This window comes from Bradyrhizobium sp. CB3481 (assembly GCF_029714305.1).
Classification (GTDB): domain Bacteria; phylum Pseudomonadota; class Alphaproteobacteria; order Rhizobiales; family Xanthobacteraceae; genus Bradyrhizobium.
Genome location: NZ_CP121647.1, coordinates 4,378,373 through 4,395,407 on the forward strand (window position 1 = coordinate 4,378,373; position 17,035 = coordinate 4,395,407).

Annotated in this window: 15 protein-coding genes; 2 read left to right on the top strand and 13 right to left on the bottom strand. The window is 62.7% G+C overall.

What is annotated here, in order from left to right; all coding sequences use genetic code 11:
* Positions 1–2: 2 nt before the first annotated feature.
* The 5 genes from QA643_RS21305 to QA643_RS21325 all read right to left on the bottom strand — a co-directional run bounded on the left by QA643_RS21305 (position 3) and on the right by QA643_RS21325 (position 5,088).
* Complete coding sequence (locus QA643_RS21305; protein WP_283027866.1) at positions 3–722, bottom strand: haloacid dehalogenase type II; 720 nt, start codon at positions 720–722, stop codon at positions 3–5.
* A gap of 134 nt (positions 723–856) precedes the next feature.
* Entirely contained in the window at positions 857–1,858 is a 1,002-nt protein-coding gene (gene glpX / locus QA643_RS21310; protein WP_283027867.1) for a class II fructose-bisphosphatase, read from the bottom strand.
* A 78-nt stretch (positions 1,859–1,936) separates the two neighbouring features.
* Positions 1,937–3,256 carry a homoserine dehydrogenase gene (locus tag QA643_RS21315; protein ID WP_283027868.1) on the bottom strand — a complete coding sequence of 440 codons (1,320 nt, stop codon included), beginning with the start codon at positions 3,254–3,256 and terminating at the stop codon, positions 1,937–1,939.
* A gap of 28 nt (positions 3,257–3,284) precedes the next feature.
* On the bottom strand, positions 3,285–4,505 hold the full coding sequence (locus tag QA643_RS21320) for an LL-diaminopimelate aminotransferase (protein WP_283027869.1): 1,221 nt from the start codon (positions 4,503–4,505) through the stop codon (positions 3,285–3,287).
* A 280-nt stretch (positions 4,506–4,785) separates the two neighbouring features.
* Complete coding sequence (locus tag QA643_RS21325; protein ID WP_283027870.1) at positions 4,786–5,088, bottom strand: hypothetical protein; 303 nt, start codon at positions 5,086–5,088, stop codon at positions 4,786–4,788.
* A 290-nt stretch (positions 5,089–5,378) separates the two neighbouring features.
* Between QA643_RS21325 and phaC the strand changes: the two genes are divergently transcribed.
* Together phaC and QA643_RS21335 are read left to right on the top strand one after the other, a co-directional pair.
* Entirely contained in the window at positions 5,379–7,184 is a 1,806-nt protein-coding gene (phaC, locus tag QA643_RS21330) for a class I poly(R)-hydroxyalkanoic acid synthase (RefSeq protein WP_283027871.1), read from the top strand.
* A 213-nt stretch (positions 7,185–7,397) separates the two neighbouring features.
* Positions 7,398–7,796: an MAPEG family protein gene (locus QA643_RS21335; protein WP_283027872.1), complete on the top strand. Its 399-nt coding sequence runs from the start codon at positions 7,398–7,400 to the stop codon at positions 7,794–7,796.
* Positions 7,797–7,878: 82 nt separating this feature from the next.
* Here the strand turns inward: QA643_RS21335 and QA643_RS21340 are convergent, their stop codons facing one another.
* The 8 genes from QA643_RS21340 to QA643_RS21375 form a co-directional block, all read right to left on the bottom strand.
* Positions 7,879–9,285, bottom strand: coding sequence for an outer membrane beta-barrel protein (locus QA643_RS21340; protein ID WP_283034875.1), 1,407 nt, complete (start codon positions 9,283–9,285; stop codon positions 7,879–7,881).
* A gap of 170 nt (positions 9,286–9,455) precedes the next feature.
* Positions 9,456–10,049 carry a class I SAM-dependent methyltransferase gene (locus QA643_RS21345; protein WP_283027873.1) on the bottom strand — a complete coding sequence of 198 codons (594 nt, stop codon included), beginning with the start codon at positions 10,047–10,049 and terminating at the stop codon, positions 9,456–9,458.
* Between the two features lie 14 nt (positions 10,050–10,063).
* Positions 10,064–11,116 carry an N-acetyl-gamma-glutamyl-phosphate reductase gene (argC, locus tag QA643_RS21350; RefSeq protein WP_283027874.1) on the bottom strand — a complete coding sequence of 351 codons (1,053 nt, stop codon included), beginning with the start codon at positions 11,114–11,116 and terminating at the stop codon, positions 10,064–10,066.
* A 12-nt stretch (positions 11,117–11,128) separates the two neighbouring features.
* Complete coding sequence (gene argC, locus QA643_RS21355) at positions 11,129–12,109, bottom strand: N-acetyl-gamma-glutamyl-phosphate reductase (RefSeq protein WP_283027875.1); 981 nt, start codon at positions 12,107–12,109, stop codon at positions 11,129–11,131.
* A complete protein-coding gene (locus QA643_RS21360; protein ID WP_283027876.1) occupies positions 12,106–12,774 on the bottom strand; it encodes an FMN-binding negative transcriptional regulator in 669 nt (222 codons plus the stop codon). The genes argC (QA643_RS21355) and QA643_RS21360 overlap by 4 nt, the downstream gene beginning before the upstream one ends.
* 317 nt (positions 12,775–13,091) lie before the next feature.
* A complete protein-coding gene (locus QA643_RS21365; RefSeq protein ID WP_283027877.1) occupies positions 13,092–14,081 on the bottom strand; it encodes an MBL fold metallo-hydrolase in 990 nt (329 codons plus the stop codon).
* Positions 14,082–14,356: 275 nt separating this feature from the next.
* Positions 14,357–16,477 (bottom strand): transglutaminase domain-containing protein, encoded by a 2,121-nt coding sequence (locus QA643_RS21370; protein WP_283027878.1) that lies wholly within the window; start codon positions 16,475–16,477, stop codon positions 14,357–14,359.
* Positions 16,474–17,007, bottom strand: coding sequence for a DUF3857 domain-containing protein (locus QA643_RS21375; RefSeq protein ID WP_283027879.1), 534 nt, complete (start codon positions 17,005–17,007; stop codon positions 16,474–16,476). The genes QA643_RS21370 and QA643_RS21375 overlap by 4 nt, the downstream gene beginning before the upstream one ends.
* Positions 17,008–17,035 lie beyond the last annotated feature (28 nt).

Below are 17,035 nucleotides of genomic sequence, written 5' to 3' on the forward strand. Positions count from 1 at the left end.
CCCTAGCACCCCATCCGCTCGGCAATCGCGCCAAAATCCTTGGCGACGATGTCCCAGTCGCCCTTGGCCTCGAAATCATATTTCTGGTGCGGTCCGTATTCGGTCGGGCGCGCGACGAAGGCGGTCTTGAGGCCGAGCTTCTGTGCGGCCTTCAGATCGTGGTTGTGGGCAGCGACCATCATCACCTGCTCCGGCGGCAGGCACAGCAATTTGGCGGCGCCGAGATAGGTTTCGGGATCGGGCTTGTAGTGCTCGAACAATTCCGCGGACATGACGAGGTCCCACGGCAGGCCTGCGAACTTCGCCATGTTGGTCAATAGCGCGACGTTGCCGTTGGAGAGTGGCGAGATGATGTACTTCTTTTTCAGCCGCGTCAGCCCCGGCACGCTGTCCGGCCACGGATGCAGGCGGTGCCAGCCCATGGTGAGGTGATGCAGATCGGCCTCGCTCAGTCCCTTGATCGAGAAATCGGCGACCAGCTTTTCCAGCGAGCGCCGGTGCAGCGTGTCGAGGATCTGATAGCCGCGTTCGGGATGCTTGCGCACCTTGTCCATCGAGGCGGTGTAAACCGCGCGCCAGCCGTCGACCAAAGCGGTCCAGTCGGCCTTGATGCCGGAGGTCTTCGACCACTCCGTAAAATCGTTGATGAGGCTGGTGCGCCAGTCGACGACGGTGCCGAACACGTCGAACACGAGTGCTTTCACCGCTGATACGTCGGACATGCGCGCCTCCTCTTGTTCTTATTTTTCTACTCCGTCATTCCGGGGCGATGCGTAGCATCGAACCCGGAATCTCGAGATTCTCAGATGCGCAATTGCGCATCATAGTTCGCTTCGCGCCCCGGAATGACGGTGCATTAGTCGAGATGGAATTTATCCAGCTGCCTATGCTCGGCCTTGATGTAGCGCACCGTGCCGGTGACGGAGCGCATCACCACCGTTTCGGTCTCGATCACGCCATCCTTGCGGAACTTGACGCCTGACAGCAGCGAGCCGGTCGTGACGCCGGTCGCGGCGAACAGGCAGTCGCCGCGCACCATGTCCTCGATGCCGTAGATCATTTTCGGATCGGTCACGCCCATCTTGTGTGCGCGCGCGCGCTTCTCATCGCTGTCGAGGATCAGCCGGCACTGCATCTGGCCGCCGATGCAGCGCAGCGCCGCCGCCGCCAGCACGCCCTCCGGCGCACCGCCGGTGCCGATATACATGTCGACGCCGGTGTTATCCGGATCGGCACAATGGATCACGCCGGCGACGTCGCCGTCGGTGATCAGCCGCACCGCAGCGCCGGTCGAGCGGATGCTGGCGATGATGTCGGCGTGACGCGGACGATCCAGCACCAGCACGGTGATCGCACCGGGCTCGACGCCCTTGGCCTTGGCGAGACGGCGGACATTGTCGGCGGGCGATGCATCAAGCTCGACGACGCCTTTGTCGTAGCCCGGACCGATCGCAAGCTTTTCCATGTAGACGTCGGGCGCGTGCAGCAGCGTGCCGCCATCGGCCATCGCCATGGTCGCGATCGCGCCCGGCATGTTCTTGGCGCACAGCGTGGTGCCTTCCAGCGGGTCGACGGCGATATCGACTTGGGGCCCGGCGTTCAGCCCGACCTTCTCGCCGATGAACAGCATCGGCGCCTCGTCGCGCTCGCCCTCGCCGATCACGATGGTGCCTTCGATCGGCAGCTTGTTGAGCTCGCGGCGCATCGCATCGACCGCGGCCTGGTCTGCCGCTTTCTCCTGGCCATGGCCGCGCAAGCGCGCGGCCGAAACCGCTGCACGTTCCGTTACCCGCACGATTTCAAGCGTCAGGATGCGCTCAAGCAGCAATTGCGGCGGAACGGAAATATGGGTCGACATCGCTCACTCCTTGTAAACTTGCACGGACTTTGTAGCCCGCAATCAATGCTTTGGCGCGCGATCCGTTCGGATCCTGCGTCAGTTCTTCTCGATTCGTATCACCTGCGGCCGGCCGCTGATCACCTTGTCGCGCTGAACCTTCTCCAACGCGCGATAGACCGCGTCCTCCGAGGTGGCATAGGTGATCAGGATGACCGGAACCGGCGCGGCCTTCTTCGCGGCACCGTTCAAGTCGACGCCTTCGGGATGGCGCTGCACGATCGATTCCAGCGAGATCTTCTGTTCGGCAAGGCGCTTGGCGATGGTCGCGGCGGTGCCGGCGAGGTCACGCGCCATCAGGCGGATGTAATAGCCGCCCTCATGCCGCTCCATCGGCGCCTTGGTGGTCTCGCGCAGCCGCTCCACGGGGCGTCCGAACGGTTTGGCGCGAATGCCGCGCGCCACGTCGGCGATATCGGCGACCACGGCGGACGCCGTTGCAGCCCCGCCGGCGCCGGGTCCTACCAGCGTGATCGGCGGAATGCCCTCGCCGTCGATGGTCACCGCGTTGGTGACGCCCATCACCTGCGCGATCGAAGATGATTTCGGCACCATGGTCGGATGCACGCGCTGCTCGATGCCCTTGGCGGTACGCACGGCAACGCCCAGCAGCTTGACGCGATAGCCAAGCTCTTCGGCTGCGCGAAGATCTTCCGGCGCGATCGAGGAGATGCCTTCGACATAGACCGCGCTCTGCGCCACCTTGGTGCCAAAGGCGAGGCTGGCCAGGATCGCCAGCTTCTGCGCGGTGTCGTGGCCGTCGACGTCGAAGGACGGATTGGCCTCGGCATAGCCGAGCCGCTGCGCATCCTTGAGGCATTCAGCGAACGACAGGCCCTCCTGCTCCATCCGGGTCAGGATGTAATTGCAGGTGCCGTTGAGGATGCCGTAGACGCGGTGGACGCCGGTGCCGGCGAGGCCCTCGCGCAGCGTCTTGATGACGGGAATCGCCGCGCCGACCGCCGCCTCATAGTTAAACGCGCCGCCATGCTTCTCGGCAGCCTTCGCCAGCCGCACGCCGTGCTTGGCGATCAGCGCCTTGTTGGCCGTCACCACAGACTTGCCGGCCTTCAGTGCCGCCTCGATCGCCGATAGCGCCGGCTCGCCGGAGCCGCCCATCAGTTCGACGAAGCAATCGACGTTGGGATCGCCGGCCAGATCGAGCGGGCTCTTGGCCCAGTCGACGCCGTTGAGGTCGACCGAACGCTTCTTCGCTTTCGAGCGCGCGGTGACGGCAACGACGCGCACGCCACGCCCGCTGCGTTCCGACAGCGTTCGCGACTGCTCTTCGATGAGGCGGACGACTTCGGCACCAACGGTGCCGAGCCCCGCGATACCCACTCTCAGGGGTGCGACCATGGATGAGAGAACCTGCAATAGAAAGGAATTAGCGCCGGTTGGCGAGAGGAACCACGTTGTGCAACGTTTCAATGCCGCTTTCAAGGAAGCGCCGCACCCCGCGCGCCGCCTGGCGGATACGCTGCTCGTTTTCCACCATGGCGATGCGGACATAGCCCTCGCCATGCTCGCCGAAGGCGACGCCGGGCGAAACCACCACGCCTGACTTCTCCACCATCAGGGTCGCGAACTGCATGCTGCCGACACTCTCGAAGGCTTTCGGCAGCGGCGCCCAGGCGAACATCGAGGCCTGCGGCGGCGGGATCTCCCACCCTGCCCGGCCGAACGATTCGACCAGCGCGTCGCGCCGCCTGCGGTAGGTGTCGCGCATTTCCTTGATGCAATCGTCCGGCCCGTTCAGCGCCGCGGTCGCCGCCACCTGGATCGGGGTGAACGCGCCGTAGTCGAGATAGGATTTCACACGCGCCAGAGCGGCGATGATCCGCTCATTGCCGACGGCAAAGCCCATGCGCCAGCCGGCCATCGAGAAGGTCTTCGACATCGAGGTGAACTCGACGGTGACATCGATCGCACCGGGAACCTGCAGCACCGAGGGCGGCGGATTGTTATCGTCGAAATAGACCTCGGCATAAGCCAGATCGGACAGGATGAATATCTCGTGCTTCTTGGCGAACGCCACGAGGTCTTTATAGAAATCAAGCTCGGCGACGTAGGCTGTCGGGTTCGAGGGATAGCAGACGATCAGCGCGATCGGCTTCGGGATCGAATGGATGATCGCGCGTTCCACCGCCTCGAAAAACTGCGGCGTCGGTTCCGACGGCACCGAGCGGATCACGCCGCCAGCCATAAGAAAACCAAAAGCATGAATCGGATAGCTTGGGTTCGGACACAGCACGACGTCGCCAGGCGCGGTGATCGCCTGCGCGACGTTGGCAAAGCCTTCCTTCGAGCCGAGCGTCGCGACGATCTGGGTGTCGGGATTGAGCTTCACGCCAAAACGGCGTCCGTAATAGGCGGCCTGTGCCTTGCGCAGGCCGTTGATGCCGCGCGAGGCCGAGTAGCGGTCGGTCCGTGGCTTGCCCAGCGTTTCCTTCAGCTTCTCGAGCACATGGGTTGGCGTCGGCAGGTCCGGATTGCCCATGCCCATGTCGATGATGTCGGCCCCGGCATTGCGCGCGGCCGCCTTGGCCTGGTTGACCTTCTCAAACACGTAAGGCGGCAGACGGCGGATGCGGTAAAAATCTTCCATGGGACCCTTGCTCCGACAACCGGCAGGACAGAATCGAGGAACTCTCGTGAGGCAACGAAACCGATTCAGCGGTTTCGTCAGAAATCGCGCTTAATCAATGATTTAGAGCGAATTCAGGCACGAGGTCTTAAGGCTCTGGGCCCGCAATACGGTTGAATTGGGTTCTTTTTACCACGGGAGGGCGGCAGCGCCAGTTTTTATAGTGTTTTCAAGCCCGCCCAAGGGCCTGATTCCGAGGTGGCCCGCCAATGCCAGCAAGCGCGTTAAGGTGATGACTTTCTCACTTCTTGGCCGGCTTTGCCGCGGCGGCAGGGTTCGCCGCGGCCGCCTGGCGGTCCCGGGCAGCCGTTAATTCTGCCTGGATTTTAGCCAGTTCGGCCGGCTTCATCGCTTCCTCGGTACGTTCCGGCGGCAGATCATGGACCGGTAAATAGCCACCGGCTTCCTTCGGACGTTCGGGCGCGTCCGCCGGCAGGCCAAGCGCCGGCATATCGGCAATCTGGGTCGAGCAGCCGCCAAGCGCGATCGTTGTCGCGCACAGCGCCACTATCGGCCACAGCCTTATGATCCGGCTTACCGGCATCCGTCCCGAATTCCCCAACTACTGAACGCCACCCACTGCGTATCCCGGCACCATATGGATACGCTGGTATGAGCTTTGCAACGTCAAATCGTCCCGCGCGTTGATTTCGCTGTGACTGTTCAAACCATTGTCGCCCGAAACGATTAGAGCCAAAGCAAATAGAGGCGGTGCGGCTGCAATGTGTCTGAACACGCAAACTTTATCGCAGTGCAACAGGGTGGTTAACGCAAAAATCCCTTGCATCAATCCGCGCGGTGACGAACGCAAAATGAAGTTATAGTGTCCCTGTTATGAGTGACGTCAGCACCGAAACCCAAGCGCCGAAGACATTCAACGCCGAAGCCTTCGCCATGAACATCGCGAAAGCGATGGAATCGACCGGCCAAGCGCTCGCGGCCTATCTCAAGCCGCGCGAGGACGGGGAACCAAAGGACAAGCCACCCAGCGAGATCGGTGAAGTCGTCAAGACATTCTCCGCAGTCGCTGAATACTGGTTCTCCGACAAGGAGCGTGCCGCGGAATTGCAGACCAAGATGGGCAAGGCCTATCTCGATCTCTGGGGATCGGCGGCGCGCCGCATGGCCGGCGAAGCGGCCCAGCCCGCGATCGAGCCGTCGCCGCGCGACAAGCGCTTCAAGGATCCGGAGTGGAAATCGAATCAGTTTTTCGATTTCATTCTTCAGCTCTATCTACTGACCACGCAGTGGGCGAATGAGCTGGTCAAGAACGCCGAAGGCATCGATCCGCACACGCGCAAGAAGGCCGAGTTCTACGTGCAGCAGATCACCAATGCGATCGCGCCGTCGAATTTTGTCTTCACCAATCCGGAGGTGCTGCGCGAGACGCTGGCCTCCAACGGAAGCAACCTGGTTCGCGGCATGAAGATGCTGGCCGAGGATATCGAGGCCGGCCGCGGCACGCTGCGTATCCGCCAGTCCGACCCGTCGAACCTCGTCGTCGGCGTCAACATGGCGACGACGCCGGGCAAGGTGATCTTCCAGAACGATTTGATGCAGCTCATCCAGTATACGCCGGCCACGGAGACGGTGCTGCGCACGCCGCTTTTGATCGTGCCGCCCTGGATCAACAAGTTTTACATTCTCGATCTCAAGCCGGAAAAATCCTACATCAAGTGGTGCGTGGATCAGGGCATCACGGTGTTCGTGATCTCCTGGGTCAATCCCGACAAGGAACTCGGCAAGAAGACCTTCGACGACTACATGAAGGAAGGCCCGCTCACCGCGATGGACGTCATCGAAAAGGTGACGGGCGAGATGAAGGTCCATACCGCCGGCTATTGCGTCGGCGGCACCCTGCTCGCCTCGACGCTGGCCTGGCTCGCCGAGAAGCGGCGCCAGCGCGTGACGTCGGCGACGTTCTTTGCGGCGCAAGTCGACTTCACCCATGCCGGCGATTTGCTCGTGTTCGTCGACGAGGACCAGATCTCGACGCTGGAGCGCGAGATGGAGGCGCGGGGCGTGCTCGAAGGCAGCAAGATGGCGATGGCCTTCAACATGCTGCGCTCCAACGACCTGATCTGGTCGTATGTCGTCAGCAACTATTTGAAGGGCCAGCCGCCCTCCGCCTTCGACCTGTTGCACTGGAATTCCGACGCCACGCGGATGCCGGCGGCCAATCATTCCTATTACCTGCGCAACTGCTACCTGGAGAACCGCCTCACCTCCGGCAGCATGGTGCTCGACAACACCCTGCTCGACCTCTCGAAGGTCAAGGTGCCCGTCTACAATCTGGCGACCAAGGAAGACCACATCGCGCCGGCCGATTCGGTGCTCTACGGCTCGCAGTTCTTCGGCGGCCCGGTCAAATATGTGCTGTCCGGATCAGGCCATATCGCCGGCGTGGTGAACCCGCCGGCGGCCGGCAAGTACCAGTACTGGACCAACGACAAGATCAAGGACGTCTCGCTCGCCGACTGGATGAAGCACGCCACCGAGCACAAGGGCTCGTGGTGGCCCGACTGGCTGCAATGGCTGGAGAGCCTCGATGCCGAGCGCGTGCCCGCGCGCGCGGTCGGCTCCACGGAGCTGCCGCCGATCGAGGACGCCCCCGGCAGCTACGTCAAGGTCCGCGCATAGCGCCGCCACGCGCAGTTGGTTATAGTCCGATCGCGTCGTAAGCCCCTCATGGTGAGGAGCGCGAAGCGCGTCTCGAATCCATGAGGCCCGTCTCTGGCCTACATCCCTCGAGACGCTCGCTCCGCGGGCTCCTCAGGATAAGGGTTCGAACGTGACGCAGTAGAACCACCTGACATCCCACGCCGGGATTTGAACTCAGTTGAGGGGGAGAGCATGACGCGTGAATTGTTCTGGCTGACTCTGACCGTGATTTTGACCGGGCTGTTGTGGATCCCCTACATCATCAATCGCTGTCAGGTCCGCGGCCTCTCCGGCGCCATGGCCAACCCCTCGCGCAACGACAAGCCGCATGCCGAATGGGCGACGCGGCTGATGTTCGCCCACGACAACGCGATCGAGAATTTGATCATCTTCGCGCCGCTGGTCCTGATCCTGAACGACCTCGACTATTCCACCAAATGGACCGTCTATGCATGCGCCGTGTATTTCTGGGCTCGCGTCGCGCACCTGATCTTCTACACCCTCGGCCTGCCGGTGTTCCGCACGCTGGCCTTCACCGTCGGCTTCTTCGCCCAAGCCGTGCTGGCGCTGGCGATCTTCAAGGTGGTTTGAAAAGGTCCTTCATCGGCCAGACCAAAGCAAAAACCCCGGAGCCAGGCTCCGGGGTTTTTCATCGGCTGCTTTGAAGCGGCCCTCAGTACTTCGCCACGACGGGCGAATTGAAGTGGTAGTTGATGCCGGTGCGGAAGACGTGCTCGGTGACCGAACGAGTCGCCGTTGCCGGAGCGGCCCCCAGAACGAAGTTGTCCGAACTAGAGCCGAGGTCGACGTACAGATACTCGCTCTTGGTGGTCCAATTCGGGCCCAGCAATCCGAGCAGCGTGAACGGCGTTTCGATACCCGCACCCGCGGTCCAGCCGGTCTTGGTATGCTCGAACGATTGCGTGACCGGGCCGACAAAAGAGGTCGTGTTGATCTTGGTCTTGACGCTGCCATAGGCGAGACCGCCTGTCGCGTAGAACAGGGTGGATCCGACCGAATAGCCGAGGCGGCCGCGCACCGTGCCGAACCATGGCAGGGTCGCATCGTAGGCGACCGTAAGCCCGGGCGTGCAGGCGAGAATGCAGGTCTTGTTGTCCTGCTGGGTGCTGCCCTGGATATCGGCCTCCAGGCCGAACACCCAATTGGCCGCCTGCCAGTTGTAGCCGGCCTGGATACCGCCATTGAGGCCGTCGGGCGCAAGGTTGAAGGTCTGGACGATCGGCACTGTAGGAAGGCTCAATGCGCTGCGATCCCGCCCGGTGCCGGAGCCGAAATTGCCACCGAGGTAGAAGCCGGCCCAGTTGGCGGCAGCGACCGGCGCATAAGGCCTGCCGCCGATCCGGTAGTTCAGACCGACCCGGAAGATGTTCTCGCGCAGTTCGGTCTGGATCGGCGTGGTCGCGCCTAGCGTGGCAAGGTCGCTCCTGTTGCCCAGGTTGAGGTAAAGATACTCGATCTTGCCGGTCCAGTTACCGCCCAGCGCGGCTTCGACGCCGCTGCCGATCACCCAGCCGCCCGCCGTGCGCTCGTTCGAGAAGGTGTTGGTGATGCCGCCGAACGACGCGCTCGCGTTGGTCTTGACATTGGCGTAGGCGAAACCGGCAGTGAAATAGCTCAGCACCGGACCATTCGCGATGCCGACGCGACCACGCGCGGTCCCGAACCAATCCAGCTTCTGGCTGTAGTTTCGCAAGACACCGACCTCGTTGAACGTCGTGCGATCATCGCTGAGGCCCGCACCCTGAATGTCCGCCTCGACGCCGAAGACGATCGGTCCGAACACCGATCCGGTCTGCCAGTTGTAGCCGACCTGGCCGCCGCCGAAGCCGCCCTGCGGCGAGACGTAGAAAGAATTGACCGAACCCGTGCCGAGCCAATCGTGCTGGAAGCGATCGCGGCCGATGCCGACGCCGGCGTTGACGCCGATGTAGAAGCCGGTCCAGTCATAGACCGCAGCCAGTGCAGGAGCTTTTGTGTAAGGGCGGGCGGCGAGGTCTGCAGCGAGTGTCGGGACGGGTGAGAGGCCAACGAGCGCGGTGGCCAGCAGAAACTTCTTCATTTGCATTAACGGCATTCCCAGTGCGTTCCCGACGCAACGCGCTGCCGGTACTTGGGCAATGGTTCTACTGGATTCGCACCTGAATGCTGTAGCGCGTCAGTCACATCTTTCCGGGAATTCCCCGTCACAAATTGGCAATATTCGGGCAGCCTGATCGCTTCGAAACCGCGTCAATCGTCCTTGCGTGCAACGACGAACAGCATCTGTGCCATCTTGTCGTCGAATCCCCTCACCTCACCGCGCTCCATCGACAGCGAGCTCCAGCTCCCCGCTTCGGCGTAGGTGGCACGCAGCCAGTCCTGCGAGGGATAGTTGTAGTAGCGATCGAGCGTGTCGCGTCCGCCCGCCTCGCCTTCCTTGTAGCTGGCATAGAACACGCCGCCCGGTTTCAATGCGCGCCGGATCAGCGATAGCACGGACGCAAGCTGATCGCGGGGAACATGCAGCAGGCAGGCATTGGCCCAGACGCCGTCATACGCCTCGGCTTCATCGAGTTCGTGGAACAAGAGCGTCTCGATCGGACGGCCGAGGCGCTTGGCGGCCACCGCGGCCATTTCCGGCGATCCGTCGGTCGCGCGGACATCGAACCCGCGCGCCAGCATTTCCGCGGTATCGCCGCCAGCGCCGCATCCAAGTTCGAGAATGGCCGCGCCCGGCGGCAGCAACGCCAGAAACGCGGTCAGCCGGGCATGACGCGAGGTGATCTCGCGCTGCGCATAGGCATCAGCGTTGTCGCGGTAGAATTGCAGCGTCGCTTCGTCCACCGTAGCACCTCACATCACGGGAACAGCGCGATCTGCTCCAGCCCCGCCGTCTCGGGCAGGCCGAACATCAGGTTCATGTTCTGGACCGCCTGCCCGGCCGAACCCTTCACCAGATTGTCGAGCGTGGAAATCACGATCGCCCGGTTCCTGATGCGGTCGGCGATAACGCCGATCTGGACGTAGTTCGAGCCGCGCACGTTCTGTGTCTGCGGCAGCACACCCTTTTTGGCGACATGCACGAACGGCTCGTTCGCGTAGGCATTCTCCAGCGCCGCGCGCAGATCGTCCGGCGTCGCGCCGCCGGCGAGTTTTACATAGGACGTGCACAGCTCGCCGCGCGCCATCGGGATCAGATGCGGCGTGAAGTTCACCGTCACCGGCGCCCCGGCCGCGACGCCAATCTCCTGCTCGATCTCGGGCGCGTGCCGGTGGGTGCCGACCGAATAGGGTGACAGCCCCTCGCCCGCCTCGCTGAACAGCGTGTTCTGCTTCAGCCCGCGGCCGGCGCCGGTGACGCCCGACTTGGCGTCGATGACAATGTCGTGGACGTCGATCAGTTTTGCCTTCGCCAGCGGCACCAGCGCGAGCAGCACCGCCGTCGGATAGCAGCCGGGACAGGCGACCAGCCGCGCGGACGCAATCTTCTCCCGATAGAACTCGGTCAGGCCGTAGACCGCCTCACCCTGCAGTTCGAGCGCCCGGTGCTCATGGCCGTACCATTGCGCATAGGTCTCCTTGTTGCGCAGCCGGAAATCGGCGGACATGTCGAGAATCTTGATCCGCGGATTGGCCTTGAGGAGCGCGGCAATGATCTCCTGCGTGGTGCCGTGCGGCAGTCCGCAGAACACCGCGTCGAGGCTCGTCCAGTCGACCTTTTCCCATTCCACAAGCTTCGGCAGGTCGAGCATGAAGAAATGCGGAAACACATCGCTCATGGTCTTGCCGGCATGGGTGTTGGCGGTCACTGCCGTGATCTCGGCATTCGGATGCCGTGCCAGGAGGCGCACCGCGTCGGCTCCGGTGTAGCCGGAGGCGCCGAGAATGCCGATCTTCTTCTTCGAGCTCATTGCGCGTTCCCGTTATTGGTCGGCCAAGCCCAGCATCAGCCGCATGTTCTGCACGGCTGCGCCCGACGCGCCCTTGCCGAGATTGTCGAGCCGCGCAACCAGCACGGCTTGGCGATGTTTTTCGCTGGCAAAGACGTAAAGCTCGAGCTTGTTGGTTTCGTTCAACGCCTCCGGCTCGAGCCGCCCAGCCTTGGTTGCCGCATTCTCCAGCGGCATGACCGAGACATAGGTGCTTCCTGCGTAGCGCTTCGCCAGCGCGGCGTGCAGGTCGGCGGCGCCGGGCTTGCCATTCAGCGTATCGAGATGCAGCGGCACCGAGACCAGCATGCCCTGCCGGTAATTGCCGACCGACGGCACGAAGATCGGCCGCCGCGTCAGCTTCGAGTAGAGCTGCGTCTCCGGCAGATGCTTGTGCTCGAAGCCGAGGCCATAGAGCTCGAACGACGGCGCGCTGCCGTCCTCGTAGCTCGCGATCATCGACTTACCGCCACCCGAATAGCCGCTCACCGCATTGATGGTGACAGGATAGTCCGCAGGCAGCAAGCTGGCATCGACCAGCGGCCGCAGCAGCGCAATGCCTCCGGTCGGGTAGCAGCCGGGATTGGAGACTTTTCGCGCCGCGCGGATCTTGTCGGCCTGGTCAGGCGCGAGTTCTGGAAAGCCGTAGGCCCAGTCACTTGCAACGCGGAACGCCGTCGAGGCGTCGAGCACCTTCGGCGCCGAGGCGCCCATGCTGTCGATGAGGGCAACCGTTTCTTTCGCCGCATCGTCAGGCAGGCAGAGGATGACGAGATCGACCTCCTCCATCAGCGCGCGCTTGGCGCCGGCATCCTTGCGCTTGTCCTCGGCAATGCTTTTGACGACGACGTCGTTCTGCTGCCGAAGGCGCTCGGCAATGCCGAGCCCCGTCGTTCCGGACGCGCCGTCGACGAACACGGCGGGCTTGGCTGCGGCGTCCACGGTCTTCGGCTCATGGCTGTCGGTGATGGTCATGGCACGGTCCTTTCGAACTGGTTGGTTTCGTCGGCAAAGGCTTGCGGCCGTGCCTCTCTCATCAAATGGGCGATCTGTTTGGCGCCGGCGTCGGTCTGCTCGGCAAGCGACCCCGCAACCGCCACATAGTCGGTCTCGGATTTGTGCTGATTCAGCTTGAAGCTGCCCTCGACCTCTTCAACCGTCATCTCAAGGCCCACGATCGCTTTCTTCATCGCCTCCAGCCGTCCGGCTGTCATCTTCGATGACAACCACGGCTTCTTCGGCAACAGCCGCGCCTCGAACTTGGCGCTGAGCGCCTCGATCTGCGCGGCGAGTTCATCGTCAGACATCGTCCGCACCGGGCCGGTCAGGTGCACCGACTGATAGAGCCAGGTCGGCACCTGGTCCGGCGAGACGTACCAGTCTGGCGATACATAGGCGTCCGCGCCGGTAACGGCCAGCAGCCAGGAGGTCGTGCCGTTCGCAAGCTTTACCAGCGGATTGTGACGGGCGACGTGAAACGCCACGCGCGGCGTGCCGTCATTGGCCGAGGTCAGATAAAACGGCAGCGGCGAGGCGACCGGCTTGTCGCCGTCCCACGCGCAGGCAAGGCCAAAGCCGCGCGCTTCCGCGAACCCGAGGCTCGCGGCGCGGTCGGACTTGAACGGTGGCGGCGTATACATCTCAAACTCCTGCTTGACGTAGGAGCCGCCAGTTCAGACCGCGTTTTCTGGAAGAAGGAGAAGCCGCGGAATCCGATCCGGCGGCAGGGGCGATGATCTCAAACGCAGACGACCGCCCGAACCGCGAGTGTGCGGCGGCGGCGAGCGGCGGACATGGTCAAAGCGTTGATCATGGGCGCGGCTATAAGGCCGCGCCCGCCTGGCGTCAAGAGATTGCATCGTCATTCCGGGGCGATGCACAGCATCGAACCCGGAGCTACAATCTCTGGATTCCGGGTTCGCTCGCCTTGCGAGCGTCCCGGAATGACACCTTCAGCTCAAATCACCGGATTCCACGGCGCCGGGATCAGCCGGTAACCATTGCCGTCCTTCTCGACGAAGCCGTTGGCGGGGAACGGATAGTGGAAGCCCTGCACCCGCATCTTGTCGGCCACCAGCATGTCGTAGACCCGTCGGCGGGTCTTTTCCGCCAGCGCCGGATCCTGGTCGAACATCAGGTGCCAGCCCGGATGGGTGACGAACAGCGCCGGCAGGTTGGTGACGTCGGACTGGATGAACACTTTGTCTGAGCCGGAGGCGAGAACGTAGGAGGTGTGGCCCGGCGTGTGGCCGATGGTCTCCATCGCCGTCAGTCCGGGCGCGACCTCCTTGCCCCATTCATAGGGCGTGACCTTCTTGTTCAAGCCAGCCTCGAACACGCGGCGGGCGTTCTTGAACACGGTCTGCATCCGCCCTTCCGGCGCACGGCTCATCTCGCCGTCGTCCATGAAATATTTCCACTCCACGGCCGGCACCAGCACCTCGGCCTTGGGGAATGCCGGCTTGTTGTCGGCGGTTAGAAGGCCGTTGATGTGATCGCCGTGGAAGTGCGAGATCACAACCATGTCGACCGCATTGGGATCGAAGCCTGCGGCGACCATGTTGGCGCCGAACTGCCCGACATTGCCCTTGCTCGACGCAAACGCGGCGGCGCCGTTGCCGGTGTCGACGACCACGAGCTTGCCGCCCGTGTTGATGACGAGCGGCGCGAACTGGATCGACATCTTGTCCTTCGGCATGAAGGCTTTTTCCAGCGCTGCGTTGACCTCGTCCTTTTTGACATTGAGCACGAAGGTGTCGGGCAGCGCGAAATTGTTGACGCCATCGGAGATCGCCGTCACCTGGGCGTCACCGACCTTGTAGCGATAGAAGCTCGGCGCCTGCTTGTCCGCGGCTGGCGCGGCGGCCTTGGCCGGCGCATGTGGCAACAGCGGCGTGGCGGCGAGCGCCGCGGCCCCGGCGAGTGCGTGACGACGAGTCAATTCCATGATGATGTCCTCCCAGTTGAGACGATGAAGCAATTGCGGAATCCACCTGCGTCTTTGCTTACCCCTGGTCCGCTTGCCGCTCTCACTGGCAGCGTTTCTACAATCGCGCGATGACGGCTTCGGGGCGGCAAAGCGAAGATGAACAATCGTGGGACTTAACACTTCTGCCGATCGCTTATTCCCTCTCGTGACCACGGTGGGGGCAAGCGGTCGAACGGTACGACGCCCTTAGCCGAAGCGGCGCGGAAGATGATAATGATTCGCATTAAGCGTCATTACCGCCTGGATAGCCCGACGTGCCGGAACAGAGCGCCCCAGAACGAAACGCCCTCCGTCAACCCTGCCAGATGGGCGTGGGCTTGTGCGTGGCCGAGATTGGAAGCCTTGCTATACCACTTGATGGCCTCCACCGTGTCCCTTGCCACGCCGGTGCCGCTCTCGTAGGCCCAACCAAGATTGTATTGAGCGTCACGATCATTCCGCTCGGCGGCTTTCCTGATCAAGGCGATACCCTTGCCCTCGTCCTGTGCGACGCCCTGTCCTTTGAGATAGAGCAGTCCAAGGTTCATCTGCGCCCACGAATAGTCCTGGTCGGCGGCCTTCGAAAACCATTTTGCCGCCTGCTGGAAGTCTTGGGGAACGCCACGGCCGTCCCGGTACATGCCCGCTAGCCGCGCTTGGCCGTAGGCGTCGCCCTGCTCGGCCGCTTTGACGTACCAATGAACTGCGGCCTTGTCGTCGCGCGCGGCACCGAAGCCCCTTTCGTACGCATAGCCCAGATGCGATTGGCTGAAGGCGTCGCCCTGCTCCCCAGCCATCAGAAACCAGCGGATCGCCTCGGCGTAGTTGTGCTCAACGCCATTGCCCGAAACATACATGGCGCCCACATAGGATTGGGCCTTGGCGTTTCCGGTTTCGGCAAATGGCTTGAGCCGCGTCATTGCCAGCTTGTAGTTGTTTGCAAGATACGCCCTCACGCCTTCATCATACTTGGCGCTGCCTTCCCAGACATGGGTGGGCGATTTTGGCGTCAGGCCAATCGGGCCATGCCTGAACTCGCCGAAGGCGTCGAAGCCTGACTTGATGGCCGCGCCGAATTCGGCCGGACAGACCGGCGCATCGAACGTCAAGCGCACCAGGGCGGTGGAACGCACGGTCCGGCCCTCGATCACGGCGGCTGCGGTCACTTCGATGCTACCATTGACCGCCCCATATGCCGTGTTGCCACTGAGATTTTTGTGATATCTGACGGACGGCGGCTTTTGGTCGAAATTGGTTTCCTCAGGAATCGTTAGCGCGCTTGTCTCGCGGTATTCCAACGAACGGCAATGGAATGGCCGGTCGGTTGCTCCCCCTGTGCTCAGGAATAGTGCCGAGGGCCGAGGATCGGTCAGGGGCAGCAGCCGGACGGTCCGGCGTTCATCGAGTTCGACGCGGGAGCTGATGCGAAAGGTCGCGGTGATGGCATAGCTGTCGGACAGCTCACGCGGGTTCGGAAAGCTGTAGTCGCCGGTGCCCTTCAGTGCCGCCTGCTCGATCAGTTTCCGCGCCGTGTTCTGCCGATCGACGGTCTCCAGCTCTTGCGCGATGGCGCGTCCCAGCGTGGCGCCCAGACCGGTGCCGGACAGAATCGAACGGGCCTGCCTCGTTCCATCGCTTGCAAGCTCGTACTGCGTATCTGTCGCCAACGTAAAAAGCTCCGGCGCCGAAACCGGGATGCGGGCCAGCGTACCTCTATCGATGTTCAGCACCGGCTTGCCGCTTAGGCGAAACGGCAGCGCGCCGTAGGCCTGGAGCGATGCCGTAGGGTCGAGATACTGATCGATCGCGGGCACGTAGACGATCGCGTGGTCGAAATTTGGAGTGGCGACTTCCGTCAGCGTGTACTGCATGCCTACATTCACGGCGACCAGATCGGCTTCGATCCCCTGCGCGGCGAGCAGAGCCTTGAGGATCGTCGCATGCGCCTTGCAGTCGCCGTAGCGCGCGGCGAGCACCGCCGACGCCGGCTGCGATGTCCAGCCGCCATCGTCGAATCCGATGCCGACATAGCGGATATTCCGCGCCACCCAATTGTGGATGCGCTCAACCTTGAGGCGGGAGTTGGTGGCATCGCCAACGATTTCGGCCGAGAGCTTGTGCAAGGTCTCGTCAGGCCGCGCCATCGGCGCATTGCGGGCATTCAGCATGGAAGCAAAGGCGGCATAGTCCGCAAACGTGCTGACTTCGAACCGCCGGGCATCGTCGAATCTGCCACCATCGATTTGACGCGGCTTCGGTGTCTGCTGCTTGAGGCGGACGCGATGAATGATCCTGCCGCCTACCCTCTCTTCGGCATGATCGACATTATGCCCAGCGATGCGCAGCGGTTTGACGGCAGGGCCATCAAGGGTCAATTCGATCGTCTCGGGAGGCTGATCCGCAGGCTGGATCCAATAGCGAGCAAACTCGCCTGCAAACTTCGGACGCTTTGCCTTGTCAGCCGCCCTCTAACCTTGTCGCCGGGCGCGACGTGTGGATAGGCGATGATCCTCTGCCGCGTTTCGTCAAAATAAGGTGAGGAAGAGTCCGCCGATACGGGCTGATCGCGGATGGCACGCTCGTCGACCGCTATGATGCGGCCGTCCGCTTTGACGGTTGCAAGTTCGCTGGAAAGCAGCTCGTCGAAATAACTGTTGTATAACGTGATCTGCTGCGCGATGTCCTGGGCACCTTTTTCATTGAGTGCCTGGATTTCGAAGTCGAAGACCGTGGTGCTTAACCCCTCCTCGTCGAACGTCACCGCATAGCGGGCGACTGTTCGGCGCCAGCCTGGGTCGACCCAAACGGGCCCCAGTTCTGCACTTGTCGTGTCAGCGGCGTTAGTAGCGACGAAGGTCGACGAAACCAGCAAAGGCAGCAAGGCTGAGTAGATGCGCTCGATCATGTTGCGGAAGCCCCGGGTTGCTACCGGT

Bases quoted from the DNA above. Each gene is read 5' to 3' on its own strand.
- QA643_RS21315 (WP_283027868.1), bottom strand. From the start codon at position 3,256: ATGGTCGCACCCCTGAGAGTGGGTATCGCGGGGCTCGGCACCGTTGGT.
- QA643_RS21365 (WP_283027877.1), bottom strand. From the start codon at position 14,081: ATGGAATTGACTCGTCGTCACGCACTCGCCGGGGCCGCGGCGCTCGCC.
- argC (WP_283027874.1), bottom strand. From the start codon at position 11,116: ATGAGCTCGAAGAAGAAGATCGGCATTCTCGGCGCCTCCGGCTACACC.
- QA643_RS21325 (WP_283027870.1), bottom strand. From the start codon at position 5,088: ATGCCGGTAAGCCGGATCATAAGGCTGTGGCCGATAGTGGCGCTGTGC.
- QA643_RS21335 (WP_283027872.1), top strand. From the start codon at position 7,398: ATGACGCGTGAATTGTTCTGGCTGACTCTGACCGTGATTTTGACCGGG.
- QA643_RS21320 (WP_283027869.1), bottom strand. From the start codon at position 4,505: ATGGAAGATTTTTACCGCATCCGCCGTCTGCCGCCTTACGTGTTTGAG.
- QA643_RS21375 (WP_283027879.1), bottom strand. From the start codon at position 17,007: ATGATCGAGCGCATCTACTCAGCCTTGCTGCCTTTGCTGGTTTCGTCG.
- phaC (WP_283027871.1), top strand. From the start codon at position 5,379: ATGAGTGACGTCAGCACCGAAACCCAAGCGCCGAAGACATTCAACGCC.
- glpX (WP_283027867.1), bottom strand. From the start codon at position 1,858: ATGTCGACCCATATTTCCGTTCCGCCGCAATTGCTGCTTGAGCGCATC.
- QA643_RS21305 (WP_283027866.1), bottom strand. From the start codon at position 722: ATGTCCGACGTATCAGCGGTGAAAGCACTCGTGTTCGACGTGTTCGGC.
- argC (WP_283027875.1), bottom strand. From the start codon at position 12,109: ATGACCATCACCGACAGCCATGAGCCGAAGACCGTGGACGCCGCAGCC.
- QA643_RS21340 (WP_283034875.1), bottom strand. From the start codon at position 9,285: ATGAAGAAGTTTCTGCTGGCCACCGCGCTCGTTGGCCTCTCACCCGTC.
- QA643_RS21360 (WP_283027876.1), bottom strand. From the start codon at position 12,774: ATGTATACGCCGCCACCGTTCAAGTCCGACCGCGCCGCGAGCCTCGGG.